The following is an 18,589-nucleotide window of genomic DNA, read 5'->3' as shown; positions in this document are numbered from 1 at the left end:
GGTGCTCACTATACTGGAAGGTTTCCTCCAAAATCTGTACTTCCCATCAAGTTACCCATCCTCCGTTAGGACTTATGACCTGCCCGTTAATATAACCCGATTCAGGAAGCGCCAGAAAATAAACCAATGACGAAATTTCATCAGGCCGAGCCAATCGACCGGCAGGAATTTCTTCTTCGAGACTGGAGATTTCCCCTTCGTCCAGATGATCCAGCATCGACGTATCCACCGCTCCCGGAGCTACAGCATTGACCGTTACCCCTGAAGGCGCAACTTCTTGAGCCAGCGCTTTAGTGAATGCGTTAATCCCCCCTTTGGTTGTGGAATACAGCACCTCGCACGAAGCGCCGCATATTCCCCATACAGATGACACATTCACGATACGACCATAGCGTTGGGAAATCATATGTGGCATAAATACCTGCGTACACAGAAAGGTTCCCTTCACATTGACGGCCATCACTTCATCCCATTCCTCTTCCGACACATCCGTCAGCAATCCATAATGAGATAATCCGGCGTTATTCACAAGAATATCTGGCTTCATCCCGTGATTCTCCAGCTTCTCGCGCATGCGTTCAATCTGTTCCTTGCTCCGCAGGTCCGCTGACACGGTCATCACCTTGCCTGAATAAGCCATACAGCGACGGGCAACTTCATTCGCTTTTTCATGGGATTTCATGTAGTGAATGACCACGTTCATCCCAACAGCCGCAAAACGCTCAGCAATAGCCGCTCCAATCCCGCCGCTTGCTCCTGTGATCAGCACAGTCGTATCGCCAATAGCTTTTAATTCCCCATCCTTGGTGGTTATCGGTTCCCTCTCCCAGGACATTACGGACTCACCACCAGCGATATGGCCATCTGATCCCACTGAATATGATCTTTCAGACGGCGGTTAACATCCTCAAGCGTAATGCTTTCATAGACCGGAAGCAGTTGGAAAAAATCGCTGTCCCGGAAGCGATGTCTCGTAAACTCATGCGCAATATTTTCGGGCGAATTGAGCATGCGCAGGTAACCGCCAATTTTCTTTTTACGTGCCCGTTCAAAGTGTTCCGCCGTGAAGCCCTGCTTCTGGATGGACTCCACCTCTTCACGTATCCGCGCCAACAGCCGATCCGGGTCCTTTGTATCTCCGCCGATAGCAGAGAACGCATACTGTGGGGTACTGTTGTACTCATGCCCGAAGCTGTCTGAAATGAGGTCCTCATCGTAGAGCTTTTGATACAGCTGCGTACTGGAGCCGAACAAGAGATCGAGCATCAGCTTGGTCTCCAGATCATGACGGAGTAGTTCTTTCCCCGTTAGGCCTACCTTGGCTTCCTTGAATCCGAACAACAGCTTGGGCAGAGAAACCGCCAGCTTTACCTCACGACGCTTCTCTGCCACAGTAGCAGGCTCATTGTCAAAAATTCGCTCAATCTCTCCTTGCGACTTGTAATCCTTTTTCGCCTGATTGTTACGCACCAGTTCTATTACTTCCGCCGGGTCCACTCCGCCTACCACAAAAAGAATCATATTGCTCGGGTGGTAAAAAGCCTCATAACAGCTATACAGCGTTTCTTTCGTAATCGTGCTGATGGATTGAACGGTACCTGCAATATCAATATGCACCGGATGAACCTTGTATAGCGCTTCGATCAGACCAAAGTAGCTCCGCCAGTCCGGGTTATCCTCATACATATTGATTTCCTGGCCGATAATGCCTTTTTCCTTCTCCACATTTTCATCTGTAAAGTAAGGGTGCTGTACAAAATTGACCAATGTGGTCAAATTCTCCTGAATATGCTCGGTTGCGGAAAATAAATATACCGTTTGATCAAAGCTCGTAAATGCATTGGCCGATGCTCCATTGGAGGAAAAAGTAGCGAAAATATCGCCTTGAGGCTCTTCAAACATTTTATGCTCCAAAAAATGGGCGATGCCATCCGGCACTTTAACCGGCTGCTGACCTTCCACGCGAAAATGATTATCGACCGAACCGTATTTGGTTGCAAATGTAGCGTATGTCTTTTGAAAGCCCGGTTTGGGCAAAACATAGACGTGTAATCCGTTATCCATCACTTCATAGTACAGCGTTTCCTGCAAATGCTCATAAGGTATGTGCTCCACCCGCTATTCCCCCTTCTGGTCTCTCAAGAAATAAATGGTGTCCAGTCGGAACGTCCGGGCGGCATCCTGAACATCCTGCACCTTGACGGCCTCCACCTGGCTCAGCAGCTCATCTACCGTCCGCTCTTTGCCGGAAAGCTGTCTGTTAAAATCGTAAGCAATCATTTCAAAAGCGGAATCCTGCATTTCCTTCAACAAGTTGCGGATCATCGCCTGTGTTTGAGTCATCTCCAGCTCGGTAATCGCCCCATTTTGCGTATCTTCCAATTGCTTGCGGATAATGGTAACCGCTTTTTCATAATTGGGAATTTCGATACCGGATTGAATCGTACCTATGCCCTTGTGCCCGTCATACCGTGATGAGGCGTAGTACGCCAAGCTTTCCTTCTCACGCACGTTGACGAACAGCTTGGAGTGAGGATAACCGCCTAAAATCCCGTTGTACATCAATGCAGAGGCATATCGATCATCACCATACGTAATTGGAGTGCGCAATCCCATGTTCAGCTTCCCCTGATTTACATCAAGACGCTCCACTACCGTTTGTACATCACGCTCCACCGATTTTGGTTGTTCAGGAGCATAGCCCTTTACTTCCGAACGGTTCAATTGGAAATAGCGGTCTACGAACTTCTCCACTTCCTCTAGCGTCGTATCTCCAACCACATACAAATCCATGCTGGCGTTATTTAGCCATTCTCCATAAGCCTGATACAAGCCTTGCGCATCTATAGTGTCCAGATCAGACCGCTGACCGAGGGGATGCAAACGATAAGGCTCATTTTTGCACATTTCCTCCATGCAGCGCTCTCCAGCATAACGAATTTTATCATTGACTATAGATTCCAGCTTCTTGCGTACGTTTTCCCGCTCCTGCTGGACGTATCCGGTCTGAAATACTCCATTCTCCAAGGCAGGCTTCGTCAACACTTCTCCAAGAAAGGCAAACGAACGATCGAGCAAGCTGTCTGGGCTGTTTACGAAGCTGTCATTAATGGTATCCATGCGAAATTGCACGATTTGATAATCTCCGCGTTTATATACATCGAATCCAAAGCCGGCACCGTACAATTGCTCCAATTGCTCTCTAAATTGCGTGGTTTGAGGATATGATTCCGTACCACGACGCAGAACGAAAGGCGCAAGACCTACGCGGGTTACGGTTTCCTCCCGTAGCGGAGTGCCTACATACAATGATATGGCAAACGTCTTGAAGCGCTTGGTCGGCAGTACATGAATCCTTAATTGTCTGCTCGTACCACGCTCGAAACCTGTTTTGTTCAAGTCCAAAACTCCTTTGTGACGTCAATTTGCGTCTAGCCTTTGTTTAGTATCCCCCTGTAAAGAGGTAAAGTGTACCAATCTTTATTCTAACCATGCAAAAGCCAAGAAGCAACCGGAGACAAGCTCCCGGCTGCTTCGGCGTTTTACATGCAGAAAATATGTTCCCCGATGGTTTTCACCTGAGGACGGGTCCAAATCCATTTGGAGGTGGCTGTTCTTGGATTAAAATAATATAGACACCCTCCGCTCGGGTCCCAGCCATTTAACGCCTGACGTACCGCCTTCTGCGCGCTTTCATTCGGCTTTAGCCAAATCTGACCGTCTGCCACGGCTGTAAAAGCCCCGGGCTGAAAAATGACTCCCGATGGAGTGTTCGGAAAGCTGGGTGATTTTACCCGGTTCAAAATGACCGCCGCTACTGCAACCTGTCCTTCAAACGGCTCGCCACGGGATTCACCATAGACTGCGTTAGCCATAATTTTGAGATCGTTGTCAGACAGCCCCATCGTGTTAGCCGATCCCATCGTTTCATCTTTTTGATCCGGTTTATTATTGTCCGCTGTCTGTCCCTGAGCGGAACCCTGATTTTTACGATGTAAAGGAGTTTCCGTCGGCTTCCAATTAGGAGTTGCATTCACCAGCTTTAGCTTTGTTTTTGCTCCGACCACTCCGTCAGGGGTAATGCCAAACTCTTTTTGAAAGCCCTTAACCGCCTTCAATGTACTGCTGCCAAAATGACTGTCCACTTCCGCCCCGAAAAAGCCCAGCAGCTTCAAACGGGATTGCAGTTCATATACATCCTGACTGTAGGAGCCGTAATTAACCGCCTCTGTGCTAAATGTCGCTTGGGAAGGCTCTGTTTCTGTTACTTGTACTTCCTGCTGTGTGCTCAGCGTCTCTGCATGCTGCGCAGAGACGTTTGCAATAAGTCCTGTGTACGTGATAGCCGAGGCTGCGAGAATACCCGTGCAAATCCAGACCATTGTCTTTTTCATATGCTGCGCTCTACCTTTCTTTTGTGGGATTAACAGGATGGCTACGTTTATTATGACAAGCTCTGCTTAAAGCTATTCACCCTTTTAATCTTCTTTCATTCGACTGTTCCTATTCCTAAAAAAAGCAAAAAAACGCTGTCTGTACGCATAGTGTTGTCGAATTTAAACAAACACCATACTTACAAACAGCGATTTTGGATGCGATTTCCGGTAAAGCCTATGGTCAGGAACTGACTTTGTTTTGCTGATATTGCTCCATTGAAATAAGCACCTCACGGGGCTTGCTCCCCTCGTAAGGACCGATAACTCCACGAGCCTCCATAGAGTCAATCAGTCGGGCCGCACGCGTATAGCCGATCCTCATGCGGCGCTGAAGGAGAGATACAGATGCCTGCTTGGCCTCCAAAATGATGTTGACGGCCTGATCGTACAGCTCATCCAGCATTTCATCGGCATCAGCCGATACTTCCTCTACCTCCGGTACAAGCGTTTCATCATATTGCGCTTCACCCTGCTCACGCACATAGTTAACAATGTTCTCCACTTCCTGATCGCTCATAAACGCTCCCTGAACGCGAACCGGCTTGGAAGCGCCCATCGGCATGAACAGCATATCCCCACGTCCAAGCAGTTTCTCGGCTCCTCCCATGTCCAGTATTGTACGGGAATCCACCTGTGAGGACACACCAAAGGCAATACGCGAAGGAATATTGGCTTTGATAACCCCGGTAATTACATCAACAGACGGTCTCTGCGTTGCAATGATAAGATGAATGCCTGCGGCACGGGCCATTTGGGCCAGTCGTGCAATTGCATCCTCCACATCCCCCGCAGCTACCATCATCAGATCCGCCAACTCGTCCACAATGACGACGATGTAAGGCAGGAACGCAGCAGGATTGTCTTTCATCAAATTATTATACCCTTCAATGTTACGGGTTCCTGATTTGGAAAATAACTCATAACGCTTTTCCATTTCTACTACAATTTTTTTCAAAGCGAGTGAAGCGCGCTTCGGATCGGTAACGACTGGTGCCAACAAATGCGGAATCCCGTTGTACACGTTTAACTCCACCATTTTAGGATCGACCATGAGGAATTTAACCTCATCCGGCTTCGCCTTGTACAAGATACTCGTGATGATACCGTTGATACACACCGATTTACCCGAACCGGTAGCTCCTGCTACAAGTAAATGGGGCATCTTGGCTAAATTACCAACAATCGTCTGTCCTGCAATATCACGTCCAAAGGCAATGGACAAATTGGATACAGACTCCTGGAAAATGGTCGTCTCCATAACCTCACGCATCGTTACAATAGAAACCTCATTGTTCGGAACCTCAATGCCAATAGCCGATTTACCCGGAATTGGAGCCTCCATACGAATATCCTTAGCAGCGAGCGCAAGCGCGATGTCATCCGTCAGACTCACAATGCGGCTGACCTTCACACCAATGTCCGGCTGAATTTCATAGCGCGTCACCGCAGGTCCACAGACCACCTCCAGTACCTTCGCTCGTACGCCAAAGCTCTCCAATGTGGCCTCCAGCTTGCGTGCCGTTTGCATGTAATCCTTTTGCCCAAGGCCTTTGCCTACGTTTTGTGGTTTGGAAAGCAAACGGAACGACGGGAGCTTGTAGGGCTTGGGCGGCGGTGGAGCAGGAATGGCAGCAGCTGTGGCTTCAACCTCTTCGCCTGATGTCCCCGTTGCGCTCATTTGGGCCTGTCCATTTGTACTGTCCAGTGTATTATGGCCTGTTGCTGCCGCACTGTTCGCATCTATATTTACAGCGGCACCCATAAAGTTGTCATTCAGCGGCTTATCATAAGTTGAATCCGTCTGCTCTGACCCAGCCAGGGTTGCCTCAGAATCATCCTCAGGTCTTCTTTCCTCTTGCTTCACCTGCTCGAAGAAATCCCGAATAATCGGTGACCTTTTTATCGGAACAGAAGCTCCCTCATCCAAGTTTTCAGCAGGATCGGACAATTCATCTGCTTGCTTGGTGTTTCTCCACAAGGGCTGTGCTTCCTCAGCTTCATAATCATCCTCGTCAGCATGAACGGAACGATCATTCTCGTCCTCTCCAGCCGATTTTTTCAGGCCAAACAGCTGAAAGAAAATCGGCTGCTTACGCGCCGGAGGCTGCATTTCATCAAAATCATCATCCATATCTTCCTCATAAGCAGGAATAGACTCGGACTTGATTTTTTTATTCCCGGTACCTCTGCCGGATGCCGAAAGTGAAGTAGCTTTACCAATCCATTTTTTCCGAACGCTTCCCCCTGCCGCCAGCAGCTTCGTACGAACAATTCGCACCAGATCCACATAAGATAGCTGGGTCAGCAGCATAAAGCAAATCACAAACATTACAATCATAATCAGCTTGGCACCCGTAAGACCAAACAGCCACAACAGCACAGTGAGCTGCAATGCCCCGATGTACCCCCCGCTAATATCCTTGTTCAGCATTGAGGTATGGCCTTCCTTGTCAGGCGACAGCAACTGCTCACGCATATCTATATGTATCTGGCTCATCACTCCGCCCGGTTGAAGTGCATTGATCGGCCCCAAACGCTGCTCCATAGATGAAATAGAGCTCATGAGCGTAAAGGCAAATACCAGTAGTAGCAATCCCGTTTTACGCGAGTTCCACTGGTTCGGCCATTTGCGATGAATCATCACCATCAGACCGTAATAAATGCCGATCAGGGGTATGACAAAATAAAATTTTCCCAGTACAAGCCCGAACATCTTGGATAGCGACCGACCGACCGCCGCTTCACCCGAAAGCGCAATGACCGCCAATGTAATCAGCACAATGCCGTAAATTTCGAATTTCAGAACTCCGCCAAACGCGGCTTTCTTTTTCCTTTTCCTTCTTCTGGACATTCAAGGTCACCCCCCAGAAGAATATTATACCACGTCACTGGGTATCCGCACATATGTTCTTTTTCGATATTAAACGACCTATTTTCGTCCTATTCGACACCTTCTACGACCATTCGATGACTTGTCCAGGCTCATAACGCGGATTCAGGTAAGTTTCCAGTGGACAGTCCAGCAATCGGACGATAATCCCCCTGCGACTTTCGAGCGGCTGTACCTGCATGAGTAGACCGTCAACCCGAACCTCCGCGAACGCCTCCGTCTCCTTCCACATGCCCTCCCACACCATTTCCATTGGCATTACCGTATATAAGGTCATTGAGGCAACTCCCCATTATGCTCATTTGGCAGCGTTCCAGTCGGATTCCCTGTAGCATTGGGGGAAAAAGGTACGAACGGAGCCTGCTGCTGAGCCCCTGTAATTCCGTTTTGCTGACGACGCGATTCAATAATGGTGTTCAGTTGTTTCAACGCTTCTCCGATGCCACCAACGGCGTCCATTAATCCATACTTCACTGCATCGGCTCCTCCAACCGCGGTACCAATATCCCGATTCAGTTCACCGGTTTTAAACATAAGCTCCTTAAACCGCTCCTCGGTAATACGCGAGTGGGAAACCACAAAACGCACAACACGCTCCTGCATTTTTTCCATATATTCAAACGTTTGTGGCACCCCAATGATCAAGCCGTTCATACGAATCGGGTGAATGGTCATTGTCGCGCTCTCGGCAATATAAGAATAGGTGGAAGAGACAGCGATTGGTACACCGATGCTATGCCCGCCTCCGATGACAATCGTTACCGTCGGTTTGCTCATTGAAGCGATCATTTCAGCAATAGCCAGTCCGGCCTCTACATCCCCGCCTACTGTATTCAGCAGTATCATTAAGCCTTCAATACGGGGGTTTTGTTCTGCTGCCACCAGTTGGGGAATAATGTGCTCGTATTTGGTCGTTTTGTTTTGGGGTGGCAATATCAGATGTCCTTCAATCTGACCGATAATTGTCATACAAAAAATATTCGATTCGCTTCCGGGCATGGAGGTTTGTCCCAGTTGCTGCAGGGCCTCCATAGCGGGGGAAATGGGTCTTTGCCCGACTTCAGGCATAGGTTGATCCGGTGCTTCCGTTTCCTGTCTGCCGGATGATAGGTTGCTGTATTGTTCCATGTGGGTGATCTTCCTTTCGCTTTACGCATCTTTGTGACCCGTATTCACCCTATAGTATGGGATGGAAATGGAATATTTTATACCCGCCCCATGGCTTCCCTTATTTCCTCACCCGGAAAAGTCAAAAAAAGCCTCCCCTCCCGCGGAAACCGTCCAATATTTCCTGCGGGAAGAGAGGCGACTGTGTGCCTGTGACTTAAGTTTTTAATTCAGGTTTTCGAGCAAATTTCAATTGACTCACACTTCCATAATAATTGGCAAAATCATCGGTCTGCGACGAGTTTGCTCATACAAGAAGCGACCCAGCGCATCCTTGACGTTTGTTTTAAGGGAAGCCCATTCATTTACATTCTCACTCATGAGCTTATGCAATGTGCTTGAGACAATGCGATTCGCTTCATCCAGCAAACCTTCCGATTCGCGAACATATACGAAACCACGGGATATAATATCCGGTCCAGACTTGATCGTGCCGTCCTGCTTGCTCAGGGTGACAACAACAACCAAAATACCATCCTGTGACAGCAATTTGCGGTCGCGTAATACGATATTCCCTACATCTCCTACACCCAGTCCGTCGATTAACACGTTGCCCGCTGTAACCTTACCAGCTCTGCGTGCTCCACCGTTCTGAATTTCAATAACTTCACCGATATCCGTAATGAAAATGTTGTCAGGCTCTACACCTACCGATTCGGCAAGGAGAGCATGACGACGTTGCATTCTGAACTCACCATGAATTGGCAAGAAGAATTTAGGTTTCATCAGATTCAGCATCAGTTTGAGTTCTTCCTGGCTTCCGTGTCCGGAAACGTGAATTCCCGGATAAGCTGCGCTGTAATAAACATTGGCACCTAAACGGAACAGTTCATCAATCGTGCGACCGACATATTTTTCATTACCCGGTACCGGTGTAGCAGCAATGATAACCGAATCTCCAGGCAGAATATCCACCTTACGATGTGTGGAACGCGCCATTCTTGTCAAAGCGGACATCGGTTCGCCTTGACTACCAGTGGAGAGAATAACTACGCGATCCGCTGACATTTTGCCAACTTCCTCAGGCTCGATCAGCATTCCATCCGGAATTTCCAAATAGCCTAAATCGGAAGCAATCCCTACGACATTAACCATACTGCGACCGATAACCGTCACTTTGCGTCCTGTCGATTCTGCAGCATTAATGACCTGCTGAATACGGTGTACGTTAGAAGCAAAAGTAGCTACAACTACACGCTGTTTCGACTTACGGAAAATATCTTCCAGCACGATGCCGACGCTCTTTTCCGATGGAGTAAAGCCCGGTTTTTCCGCATTGGTACTGTCTGACAAAAGAGCCAGTACGCCACGTGTGCCGATTTCAGCCATACGCTGCAAATCTGCATATTGTCCGTTAACTGGAGTATGATCAAATTTGAAGTCACCTGTATGAACAACAGCGCCCTCAGGAGTATCAATGCATACACCCACCGAATCCGGAATACTGTGGTTAGTTCTGAAGAATGTTGCTTTCAGCGTGGAACCCAGTTTGATTTCGGAATCAGCATTGATCAAAATACGTTTGGTTTCGCCAAGCAGATTCGCTTCCTTCAGCTTGTTTTCCACCAGTCCCAGCGTCAATTTGGTACCGTATACCGGTACGTTCAAATGTTTCAGCACGTAAGGCAAACCGCCGATATGGTCCTCATGACCATGAGTCAGCACTATGCCTCTTACTTTGTCGCGGTTCTCCGTAAGGTAGGAAATATCAGGAATAACGATATCAATACCAAGCATGTCCTCTTCCGGGAATTTCAGACCCGAATCCACCACGACAATGTCATTGCCGTATTGAATGACATACATATTTTTCCCGATTTCACCGACGCCGCCCAAAGCGAAAATCATCAATTTATCGTTGTTTGTTTTTTTAGACAAATGAATCTAAACCTCCTATGGTAGTTGGACGTCGTACCTTGATTTATTTATTTAATTTTCAAAAGAATACCGCACCCAGTCACTTGACCTCATTATACATGATTAAAATAAGAAAAAACAAGTCATCCTGTTCGTTACGCATAGGTTTCCCTCTCCCGTCTAAAACCAATACTCCCTGTTCGATTATCTTTATGCATGGTTAAAAGTCACGACAAAAAGGGCGCCCTATAAGAACGCCCTCATGCCTGAGTACCTTGTCAGACTATACAAATCCTCCGGTTTTTTTACTCCCGGCTACCTTTAACAAGGATACTTTTCCATATTCATTTAACATTTCAAAGCCATTTTTGCCGATTAGCGGGCAAATAACTTCTTAATAAATTCCGCTTCCTCTTCGGTCGGAGGAATAAGCGGCAACCGGACAGAACCGACCGAAACATTCCGTAACTCCAACGCATATTTTACAGCCACTGGATTAGGCAGCGGATGAGGACAGCCGAACAAACCCTTGAAAACCGGGAACAACTGCTGATGCAATTTTGCTGCCTGCTGTGCGTGTCCCCCTACAAGTGCATCAATCATCTGCTTCATTTCTGCACCTACCACATGACTTGCCACGCTGATAATTCCATAAGCACCTACAGCCATAGCAGGCAGCCCGGAAGCGTCATCCCCCGAATAAATGAAGAATCCTTCCGGAGCTGCGGCTGCAATCTGTGTGATCTGCGCCAGCGACGCGCATTCTTTGGTTCCCACAATGTTAGGGATTTGCGCGAGACGCAGCGTCGTTTCCGCCGTCAGGCTGGCTGCGGTACGGCTTGGTACATTATACAGTATAACTGGAAGGGATGTGGAATTTGCAATACTTTCAAAATGCTGATACATCCCTTCCTGATTCGGTTTATTGTAATAAGGCACTACTAGCAAAACACCGTCTACCCCTGCCTGCTCCGCAGCACGGGTCAGATGAATGGAGTGACGTGTATTGTTGCTGCCAGTACCGGCAATGATTTTACATCGTCCAGCTGCTTTTTCTACAGTAAATGCAAACAGCTTGATTTTTTCATCATCGCTCAGGGTAGGGGACTCGCCCGTCGTTCCTGATACGACAAGGGACTCTGCATGTTGTTCTTCTATTAAATAATCAATCAACGAGGATAATGCAGTCCAGTCAATCTCTCCTTGCTGATCAAAAGGTGTCACCATTGCGGTAATCAGTCTGCCGAAGTTCACCATGCTGCCTCCTTTTTTGCAAGTCCGAGCACGGACATTGCGCCTATTGATGGAGTTCAAATTTATTATGCAATGCGCGTACAGCCTGCACCATATCTTCTTTTTTTACGAGTACCCAAATTGTTGTGTTGGAATCTGCCGATTGAAGAATCTGTACGTCTGATTCTGCCAGTGCCTCCACAATCGTTGCCATAATGCCCGGTACCCCATTGATACCGCCGCCTATGACGGATACTTTAGCGCATCCTGCCAAAATTTTAGGCTCCAGGCCCAGACCGTTCAATACTTCAACCGCTTTGCTTCCATCATGATCGAACACGGTATAAACTGCTCCGGATGGAGTTACATTAATAAAATCGACGCTGATTCCATGCTCAGCCATGGATTTGAATACTTGTAATTGCAAATGCTCCGAGCCAGGCTTTAATTCTACGGTAATTTGTGTGACGTTGCCGACATACGCAATACCGGTCACGAAACGGTCAACGATGTCTGCCTGTACGTCCTTAAAGCCCTCCGGATGGGTGACCAGCGTTCCTTCCCCTTCGGAAAAGGTAGAACGAACCCGAACCGGAATATTCGCCTGCATGGCGATTTCAACGGCACGGGGGTGGATAACCTTAGCTCCCTGATGAGCCATATTACAAATCTCCGTATAGCTGACATGGGCAAGCGGCTTTGCATTTTCTACAATGCGCGGATCGGCGGTCAAGATGCCGTTCACATCCGTATATATATCTACCATATCCGCATGTAGAGCAGCACCCAGAGCGGTAGCGGAAGTATCGCTGCCTCCACGACCCAAAGTGGTCATATCACCGTTTGCAGTCTGTCCCTGGAAGCCTGTCACAATGACAACACGACCCTGGTTCAGCTCTTCCACGATACGGTCTGGCTTTATATCCAAAATACGAGCATTGCCGTATTGATTATCCGTAATAAAGCCCGCTTGTGCCCCAGTCAGCACCGTAGCAGGAATACCTTCATTTTCTATCAGGCTACATAATGTAGCGGCAGAAATGATTTCACCACAGCACAGCAGTAAATCCCGTTCGCGTCTAGGAAGACTGTCGCCGTTAGACGCCGCCCAATCAAGCAGCGTGTCGGTGGCATAAGGCTCTCCTTTCCGTCCCATGGCCGACACAACGACAACCAGTTGAACATTTTGTTCCAGCTCCCGCTTGACATGTCCCAACACCAGTTGACGTGCTTCGGGTGTAGACAGCGAGGTGCCCCCAAATTTCTGAACTAAAATACTCATTGTTTTTCCCCCATCTTACTCCCTGCTTCAGGAGCTTTACTCCGCATTTGCAGCAATAATCTCGGCGATTTGCACCGCGTTCCATGCCGCTCCCTTGAGCAGGTTGTCGGATACGACCCACAGATTCAATCCACGGCTGTTGCCCAAATCACGGCGTACACGTCCTACGAATACGTCAGGTTTCCCTGCGGCTTCGGATGCCAGCGGATAGAGCTGCGCAGCAGGATCGTCTACCAGTGTTACACCCGGTGCCGAAGCAAGCAGATTGCGGATTTCTTCCAAATCATAATCTTTTTTAAGCTCTACATAGACGGATTCCGAGTGTCCGTATACGACAGGAATACGTACACACGTTGCTGTTACGTCCACGGATTCATCATCTAATATTTTTTTCGTTTCACGAACCATTTTCATTTCTTCCAGTGTATAGCCGTTGTCCTGGAATTTGTCGATTTGCGGGATAGCATTGAAAGCGATCTGATGCTTCACCGGCAATGAGCCGACTGGCAGCAGATCAGGCTGTACTTCTTCACCGTTAAGGATCGCTGCACTTTGACGATTCAGTTCATCAATGGCACGACTTCCAGCCCCGGACACCGCTTGATATGTGGATACGATGATACGGGAAATGCCATACTGATCATATAATGGTTTCAATGCAGCTACCATCTGGATGGTGGAGCAGTTCGGGTTGGCAATAATCCCTTGATGCTCGGCAATTTTGTCGCTGTTCACCTCAGGAACGACCAAAGGAGCTGTAGGGTCCATGCGGAAGGCGTTTGTGTTGTCAATGCAAACTGCACCATGACGAACAGCATGTGGTGCCAGTTCCTTACTTACGTCTCCGCCTGCGCTGAACAAGGCAATGTCGATTCCTTCAAAGCTGTCGGGGGTTGCAATCTCTACTGGAATTTGCTGACCTTTAAAGCTAATTAAAGTGCCGGCAGAACGAGGCGAAGAAAGAAATTTAATTTTATCCACAGGAAAATCTCGTTTTTCCAGCAGACTTACGATTTGTTCTCCTACAGCGCCTGTCGCTCCAACGACAGCTACATTAAACTTTCTATTGCTCATCTGGTGTATCTCCCCTTCTCGACTAAAAAACCATTTTTTTATTCTGAAAGCATCCAATGCCAACAAGAAATCAGACCCGATGCATCATCGAATCATCTTCTAGGCGAGGGATGCTCAGCAGTTAACTATAGTACATCATGGGATCTTGCGTTCCACAATCATCGGTTGAAGCTGTTTGCCCTGCACAGCAGCGTAAGCAGCTTCCGGAATCAGCTCCATGTCAGCCACAAGTGAATTGGGCTTTTTAACTGGATTGTCCTGTCCGAATGGCACAAAAAAGATATTTTTAGCTACCAGTAACTTGGCGATATTCGCAGCATTCAGACCAAGTCCATCATTGGTTGATATAGCCAAAAGAAGCGGACGACCGTTGCGTAATTGCGCCTTGGCAGCCATCAGAACCGGACTGTCTGTCATGGCGTTCGCCAGCTTACTCATCGAATTCCCCGTCAAAGGTGCAATCACCAGTACATCGAGTATTTGGGAGGGACCCAGTGGCTCAGCCTCCACAATTGTAGAAATGATATCATTCCCTGTTATATCTTTCAACTGTTTTTGCCAACTTTGAGAAGTACCGAAGCGGGTATCCGTTGTTAATACCGTATTGGATATAATGGGAACGACCTTCGCACCCTCGTCAACAAAACGCTGTATCACAGGCATAACCTCTTCAAATGTGCAGTGTGAGCCTGTAATTGCATAACCTACCGTTTTCCCTTGCCAACTCATTACGCATCCCCCCGATCAGGATTATCTTCCATTAACAACTGCACCAGCGTATTCGCTATAATGGCACCAGCAGTTTTGGGAGCAACAATACCGGGAAGGCCGGGGGCGAGCATTGCCGTGATTCCACGCTTTTCCGCAAAACGGAAATCACATCCGCCCGGGGCGGAAGCAAGGTCAATAATCACGGAGCTCTGTGGCATTTTAGACAGGATTTGCGCTGTGATAATCATAGAGGGTATCGTATTAAAAATCAAGTCAACTCCCTGAGTTTCATCCGCCAAATCCCTTGTCATAAAAGGCTTCCAGCCCATTTCCACCGCTCTTGCCGCATCCTCCGCCCGACGTACCCCGACCTTCACTCTGGCTCCCAATCCTTGTAGCGCCCTTGCCATGGTAAATCCAGTCCGTCCCATGCCCAGAACCACACAATTTGCACCATGAATCGTAAAATCCGTATGCTGAATCGCCATCATCAGTGCGCCTTCCGCCGTAGGTATTGAGTTATATATGGCCACATCGTCTCTTTCCAACAGCTCCACCAGCTTTAAATCATGTCTGGCACAAATTTCTTTTAAGTACGTCCGCGCCATCCCCGTATATACGACGCAGTGTGGCGGAAGAGCAGCGGCGTGCTCATTCAGAAACTGCAGCTTTTGCGCTCCGAAAAGTGCATTCACATTGCCTTCCTCATCACATCCCACCACTGGCAGCACTAGCGCATCTGCCGATTCCAGCAGCTTGACAGACAACGACTCCCGTGATGCTCCTCTGAGCGGCTCTTCAAGCTGGTCAAAGCCGACCACGCTGATGGTAGCATCCATGTCTACACATTTGCGGATTACCTCAAGCTGCCTCGCATCGCCCCCCAATACAACGATGCGTATTCCTGTTAGCATCCGGATCACTCCTTTCCGAGACACGATATGCTTTAGTCTATGCAGACACCCATAGATAGGTGAAGAAACACAAAAACCGCCCCTATTCGGGACGGCTTTCATGTGTATCCATTTTCATATGCAATTTATGCTCCAGCTTTAAAATCGACAATTCCGTTACATTCTCCAAAATGCTGATTAATACCGTGACATTCAGCCGTTTAAAAGTAACTGTGAACTTAGCGACCGGTATGGCCGAAGCCTCCAGCACCACGCACCGTTTCAGACAAATGGTCCACCTGCTTCAGCTCTACCTCAGGTACAGCCTGAAATACCATTTGTGCAATCCGCTCATTACGCGTAATCGTGAATGGTTCCTCGCCCAAATTGATAAGCAGTACCTTAATCTCCCCACGATAATCCGCATCAATGGTGCCCGGTGTGTTGAGACAGGTAATACCATGCTTGAGAGCCAGTCCGCTACGCGGACGGATTTGTGCCTCCAGTCCTGCCGGCATTGCTATAGCCAATCCGGTTGGAACAAGACAACGCTTGCCTGGTTCCAGAACTAAGTCCTCCTGCACCGCAGCATACAGGTCAAACCCGGATGCAAGCTCTGACATTTTACGGGGCAGCTCAATATCCTCATTGCCCTCAAATCTGTTTATTTCCACGTAAGTTAACAAAATAGTCCCTCCTCATATCCTTAACCGCTGAATCACTCGCTCCAACCATCGACAGGGCAAACGGCTCCGAGAACATCCGGTCCAGTACCTTGTTCACATCATCGGCTGTCACTTGCTCAATGTGTTCGATCATTTGATCCAGCGTGTAATGCTGCCCCAACATCAACTCATTTTTCCCAAGACGATTCATCCGGCTTCCTGTGCCCTCAAGGCTTAAAATCAGGCTTCCTTTTAACTGCTCCTTGCCCTTACGAAGCTCGTTATCGTCCAGTCCCTTGACAGCCACATCACGTAACAGTTCAAGCGTCAGATCCAGCACATCCTTCGTCTGCTTGGGAGCTGTACCGGCATAAAGGGTAAACATACCACTGTCCGCATGGGAGCTATGGTAGGAATAGACCGAATAAGCCAGCCCGCGCTTTTCCCGAATTTCCTGAAACAGACGTGAGCTCATACCGCCGCCGATCGCGTTGTTCAGCAATACCATAGCATACTGGAGATCGTCACCTGTTGCAAATCCGGGCAGGGACAAGCAAATATGATTCTGCTCCGTTGCCTTTTCATGATACAACAGCTCACCGTTAAACGCAGGCACCGTCAGAAGCGAAGCAGTTCCATGGGTATCAAAGTGCCCAAAGTGACGCTCCAGTAGCTCTACCAGACTATCATCAATATTACCAGCCACACTGATGACCGTATTGTCGACTGTATAGTGTTCTTTCATATAATTGCTGAGATGAGAGCTGTCCATAGCTAATAAATGCTTTTCGGTACCGAGAATGGGGTAAGCCAGCGGATGGTCGCCATAAGCTGCGCGTGATAAGAGATCATGCACCATATCGTCCGGTGTGTCCTCGTACATAGAGATTTCCTCCAGGATCACGTTCTTCTCTTTTGCCAGCTCTTCATGATCTAATTTAGAATTAAAAAACATATCGGACAGTACATCAACCGCAATCGGCAGATGCTCATCCAGCACTTTTGCATAATAGCACGTATATTCCTTCGAAGTAAATGCATTAACATTCCCTCCGATGGCGTCAAATTGCTCGGCAATTTCCTTCGCGTCAAAACGCTCTGTTCCTTTGAAAAGCATGTGTTCAATAAAATGAGAAATACCGTTATTGTCCGGGGTTTCATTTCGGGAGCCGGTTTTAACCCATATGCCGAAAGAAACCGAACGCACGGTTGGAATTTTTTCAATGACCACTCTTAGGCCGTTTTTGAGTTGAATTCTTTCCATGATTGGCCCTCCTAAACTGAATTGCAAACTTTGCCATAATGTTCAATCCTAACAGAAAAAAGACGTTCACTCAACCGGAGCAGGTAGCTGCCGATCAGGGGAAAGCGTCTGACTGACGGTTCCAGGTACCAGTCCCTTGCTGCGAATGGCACGAATCATACCTTTGAGAGCTGCCGAAGAAGAATCTGTCGGATGCATCAAAATCAGTGATCCCGATTCGACCTTGCTACTGATTTTAGCAATTACCGATTCCGATGAAGGATGCCTCCAGTCCACTGTATCCAATGTCCACAGCACTGTTTTAAGCCCCATACCTGCTGCTAAATCGACAGTTTCCTGATTAAAATCGCCAGACGGCGGTGCAAACCAACTATTTTTCACACCTAAAATGTCCTGAAGAAGCACTTGTGTCTTCTCAATTTCTTGTGTAGCTCTTTCCCTGCTCAGGCGGCTCATATTCGGATGGGAGTATGCATGGTTCGAAAGCTCATGTCCTCTTTTTTGAATTTCTTTAGCCAGTTCAGGATTTTTTTTCAGCCAGCTACCATCGAAAAAAAACGTAGCCTTGACCTTTTCCTGATCCAGCGTATCCAGTATAGGCATGATATACTCGTTTCCCCAGGCCACATTGATCATGAAAGAAACCATCGGCTTCTCGGGATTCCCCCGGTAAATCGGGACATTACCAAGCTGGTTCAAATGTACCTTGGGCGCAAGCTGCCGGTATACATACTGTATGGGTCGATCTGGAGCCGCGATTGCATTACGATAAGTCGCATCCAGGTCAACCTCCAAGCCGTTATAGCCGGGAATAGCCTTCCATACCCGATCGATTTTGGCATCAACCGGCTCTCGTCTTTGCCGGGCAGCCTCTGATCGCAGTCGCTGCATGAGTGCATTATCAGGTAAAACCGCGACCGCCATCGTTGTTACAGCCTCGGGCTCACTCGTTTCCGTGCTGTATCCGGCGCGTAGCTGACTTACATACTCACGTACCCCGCTAAACTGTCCAATCACCAGCGTAATGGCCAGACTGGCTATAACCCACGCTGCTCTCTTTGCCTTTCTCATGATCCCTTCATCCTCCCGCCCGTTTGTCCACATTGTATGCAGGGAG

General features: G+C 48.2%; 16 protein-coding genes. All 16 read right to left on the bottom strand.

From position 1 onward, the window contains the following. Positions 1–46: 46 nt before the first annotated feature. The 16 genes from ymfI to AC0WRU_RS10015 all read right to left on the bottom strand — a co-directional run bounded on the left by ymfI (position 47) and on the right by AC0WRU_RS10015 (position 18,543). A complete protein-coding gene (gene ymfI / locus AC0WRU_RS10090; protein WP_476128169.1) occupies positions 47–835 on the bottom strand; it encodes an elongation factor P 5-aminopentanone reductase in 789 nt (262 codons plus the stop codon). Beyond that, complete coding sequence (gene yfmH, locus AC0WRU_RS10085) at positions 835–2,115, bottom strand: EF-P 5-aminopentanol modification-associated protein YfmH (RefSeq protein WP_476128168.1); 1,281 nt, start codon at positions 2,113–2,115, stop codon at positions 835–837. Before yfmH ends, ymfI begins: the two co-directional genes overlap by 1 nt. A gap of 3 nt (positions 2,116–2,118) precedes the next feature. Next, positions 2,119–3,399 carry an EF-P 5-aminopentanol modification-associated protein YfmF gene (gene yfmF, locus AC0WRU_RS10080; RefSeq protein ID WP_476128167.1) on the bottom strand — a complete coding sequence of 427 codons (1,281 nt, stop codon included), beginning with the start codon at positions 3,397–3,399 and terminating at the stop codon, positions 2,119–2,121. Between the two features lie 143 nt (positions 3,400–3,542). Beyond that, positions 3,543–4,394 carry a spore cortex-lytic enzyme gene (gene sleB / locus AC0WRU_RS10075; RefSeq protein ID WP_476128166.1) on the bottom strand — a complete coding sequence of 284 codons (852 nt, stop codon included), beginning with the start codon at positions 4,392–4,394 and terminating at the stop codon, positions 3,543–3,545. Between the two features lie 223 nt (positions 4,395–4,617). Next, a complete protein-coding gene (locus AC0WRU_RS10070) occupies positions 4,618–7,287 on the bottom strand; it encodes an FtsK/SpoIIIE family DNA translocase (protein WP_476128165.1) in 2,670 nt (889 codons plus the stop codon). A 103-nt stretch (positions 7,288–7,390) separates the two neighbouring features. After that, entirely contained in the window at positions 7,391–7,603 is a 213-nt protein-coding gene (locus tag AC0WRU_RS10065; RefSeq protein WP_025684978.1) for a YlzJ-like family protein, read from the bottom strand. Next, positions 7,600–8,454 (bottom strand): ClpP family protease, encoded by an 855-nt coding sequence (locus tag AC0WRU_RS10060; protein WP_025684977.1) that lies wholly within the window; start codon positions 8,452–8,454, stop codon positions 7,600–7,602. The genes AC0WRU_RS10065 and AC0WRU_RS10060 overlap by 4 nt, the downstream gene beginning before the upstream one ends. A gap of 237 nt (positions 8,455–8,691) precedes the next feature. Further along, a complete protein-coding gene (locus tag AC0WRU_RS10055; RefSeq protein WP_025684976.1) occupies positions 8,692–10,371 on the bottom strand; it encodes a ribonuclease J in 1,680 nt (559 codons plus the stop codon). Positions 10,372–10,725: 354 nt separating this feature from the next. Beyond that, positions 10,726–11,607, bottom strand: a complete 882-nt coding sequence (dapA, locus tag AC0WRU_RS10050; protein ID WP_476128164.1) for a 4-hydroxy-tetrahydrodipicolinate synthase — start codon at positions 11,605–11,607, stop codon at positions 10,726–10,728. Between the two features lie 40 nt (positions 11,608–11,647). Beyond that, positions 11,648–12,865, bottom strand: coding sequence for an aspartate kinase (gene dapG, locus AC0WRU_RS10045; RefSeq protein WP_476128163.1), 1,218 nt, complete (start codon positions 12,863–12,865; stop codon positions 11,648–11,650). 36 nt (positions 12,866–12,901) lie between these two features. Beyond that, a complete protein-coding gene (locus tag AC0WRU_RS10040) occupies positions 12,902–13,939 on the bottom strand; it encodes an aspartate-semialdehyde dehydrogenase (protein WP_134910072.1) in 1,038 nt (345 codons plus the stop codon). 135 nt (positions 13,940–14,074) lie between these two features. Further along, positions 14,075–14,668 carry a dipicolinate synthase subunit B gene (locus tag AC0WRU_RS10035; RefSeq protein WP_476128162.1) on the bottom strand — a complete coding sequence of 198 codons (594 nt, stop codon included), beginning with the start codon at positions 14,666–14,668 and terminating at the stop codon, positions 14,075–14,077. Then, positions 14,668–15,564, bottom strand: a complete 897-nt coding sequence (gene dpsA / locus AC0WRU_RS10030) for a dipicolinate synthase subunit DpsA (protein ID WP_476128161.1) — start codon at positions 15,562–15,564, stop codon at positions 14,668–14,670. Before dpsA ends, AC0WRU_RS10035 begins: the two co-directional genes overlap by 1 nt. Before the next feature lie 218 nt (positions 15,565–15,782). Then, on the bottom strand, positions 15,783–16,229 hold the full coding sequence (gene dut, locus AC0WRU_RS10025; RefSeq protein WP_025684970.1) for a dUTP diphosphatase: 447 nt from the start codon (positions 16,227–16,229) through the stop codon (positions 15,783–15,785). After that, on the bottom strand, positions 16,198–17,472 hold the full coding sequence (locus AC0WRU_RS10020; protein WP_476128160.1) for a M16 family metallopeptidase: 1,275 nt from the start codon (positions 17,470–17,472) through the stop codon (positions 16,198–16,200). The genes dut and AC0WRU_RS10020 overlap by 32 nt, the downstream gene beginning before the upstream one ends. 66 nt (positions 17,473–17,538) lie before the next feature. Next, positions 17,539–18,543, bottom strand: a complete 1,005-nt coding sequence (locus AC0WRU_RS10015) for a polysaccharide deacetylase family protein (RefSeq protein ID WP_476128159.1) — start codon at positions 18,541–18,543, stop codon at positions 17,539–17,541. Between the last annotated feature and the right edge of the window lie 46 nt (positions 18,544–18,589).

It is taken from the genome of Paenibacillus sp. 1-8 (assembly GCF_056316205.1).
This window is presented reverse-complemented; position numbering and strand designations above follow the sequence as displayed.

Excerpts from the sequence above, each read along its gene's own strand:
- AC0WRU_RS10040 (WP_134910072.1), bottom strand. The coding sequence starts at position 13,939 with ATGAGCAATAGAAAGTTTAATGTAGCTGTCGTTGGAGCGACAGGCGCT.
- AC0WRU_RS10070 (WP_476128165.1), bottom strand. The coding sequence starts at position 7,287 with ATGTCCAGAAGAAGGAAAAGGAAAAAGAAAGCCGCGTTTGGCGGAGTT.
- AC0WRU_RS10060 (WP_025684977.1), bottom strand. The coding sequence starts at position 8,454 with ATGGAACAATACAGCAACCTATCATCCGGCAGACAGGAAACGGAAGCA.
- dapA (WP_476128164.1), bottom strand. The coding sequence starts at position 11,607 with ATGGTGAACTTCGGCAGACTGATTACCGCAATGGTGACACCTTTTGAT.
- sleB (WP_476128166.1), bottom strand. The coding sequence starts at position 4,394 with ATGAAAAAGACAATGGTCTGGATTTGCACGGGTATTCTCGCAGCCTCG.
- AC0WRU_RS10035 (WP_476128162.1), bottom strand. The coding sequence starts at position 14,668 with ATGAGTTGGCAAGGGAAAACGGTAGGTTATGCAATTACAGGCTCACAC.
- dapG (WP_476128163.1), bottom strand. The coding sequence starts at position 12,865 with ATGAGTATTTTAGTTCAGAAATTTGGGGGCACCTCGCTGTCTACACCC.
- AC0WRU_RS10015 (WP_476128159.1), bottom strand. The coding sequence starts at position 18,543 with ATGAGAAAGGCAAAGAGAGCAGCGTGGGTTATAGCCAGTCTGGCCATT.
- ymfI (WP_476128169.1), bottom strand. The coding sequence starts at position 835 with ATGTCCTGGGAGAGGGAACCGATAACCACCAAGGATGGGGAATTAAAA.
- dpsA (WP_476128161.1), bottom strand. The coding sequence starts at position 15,564 with ATGCTAACAGGAATACGCATCGTTGTATTGGGGGGCGATGCGAGGCAG.
- AC0WRU_RS10065 (WP_025684978.1), bottom strand. The coding sequence starts at position 7,603 with ATGACCTTATATACGGTAATGCCAATGGAAATGGTGTGGGAGGGCATG.
- AC0WRU_RS10020 (WP_476128160.1), bottom strand. The coding sequence starts at position 17,472 with ATGGAAAGAATTCAACTCAAAAACGGCCTAAGAGTGGTCATTGAAAAA.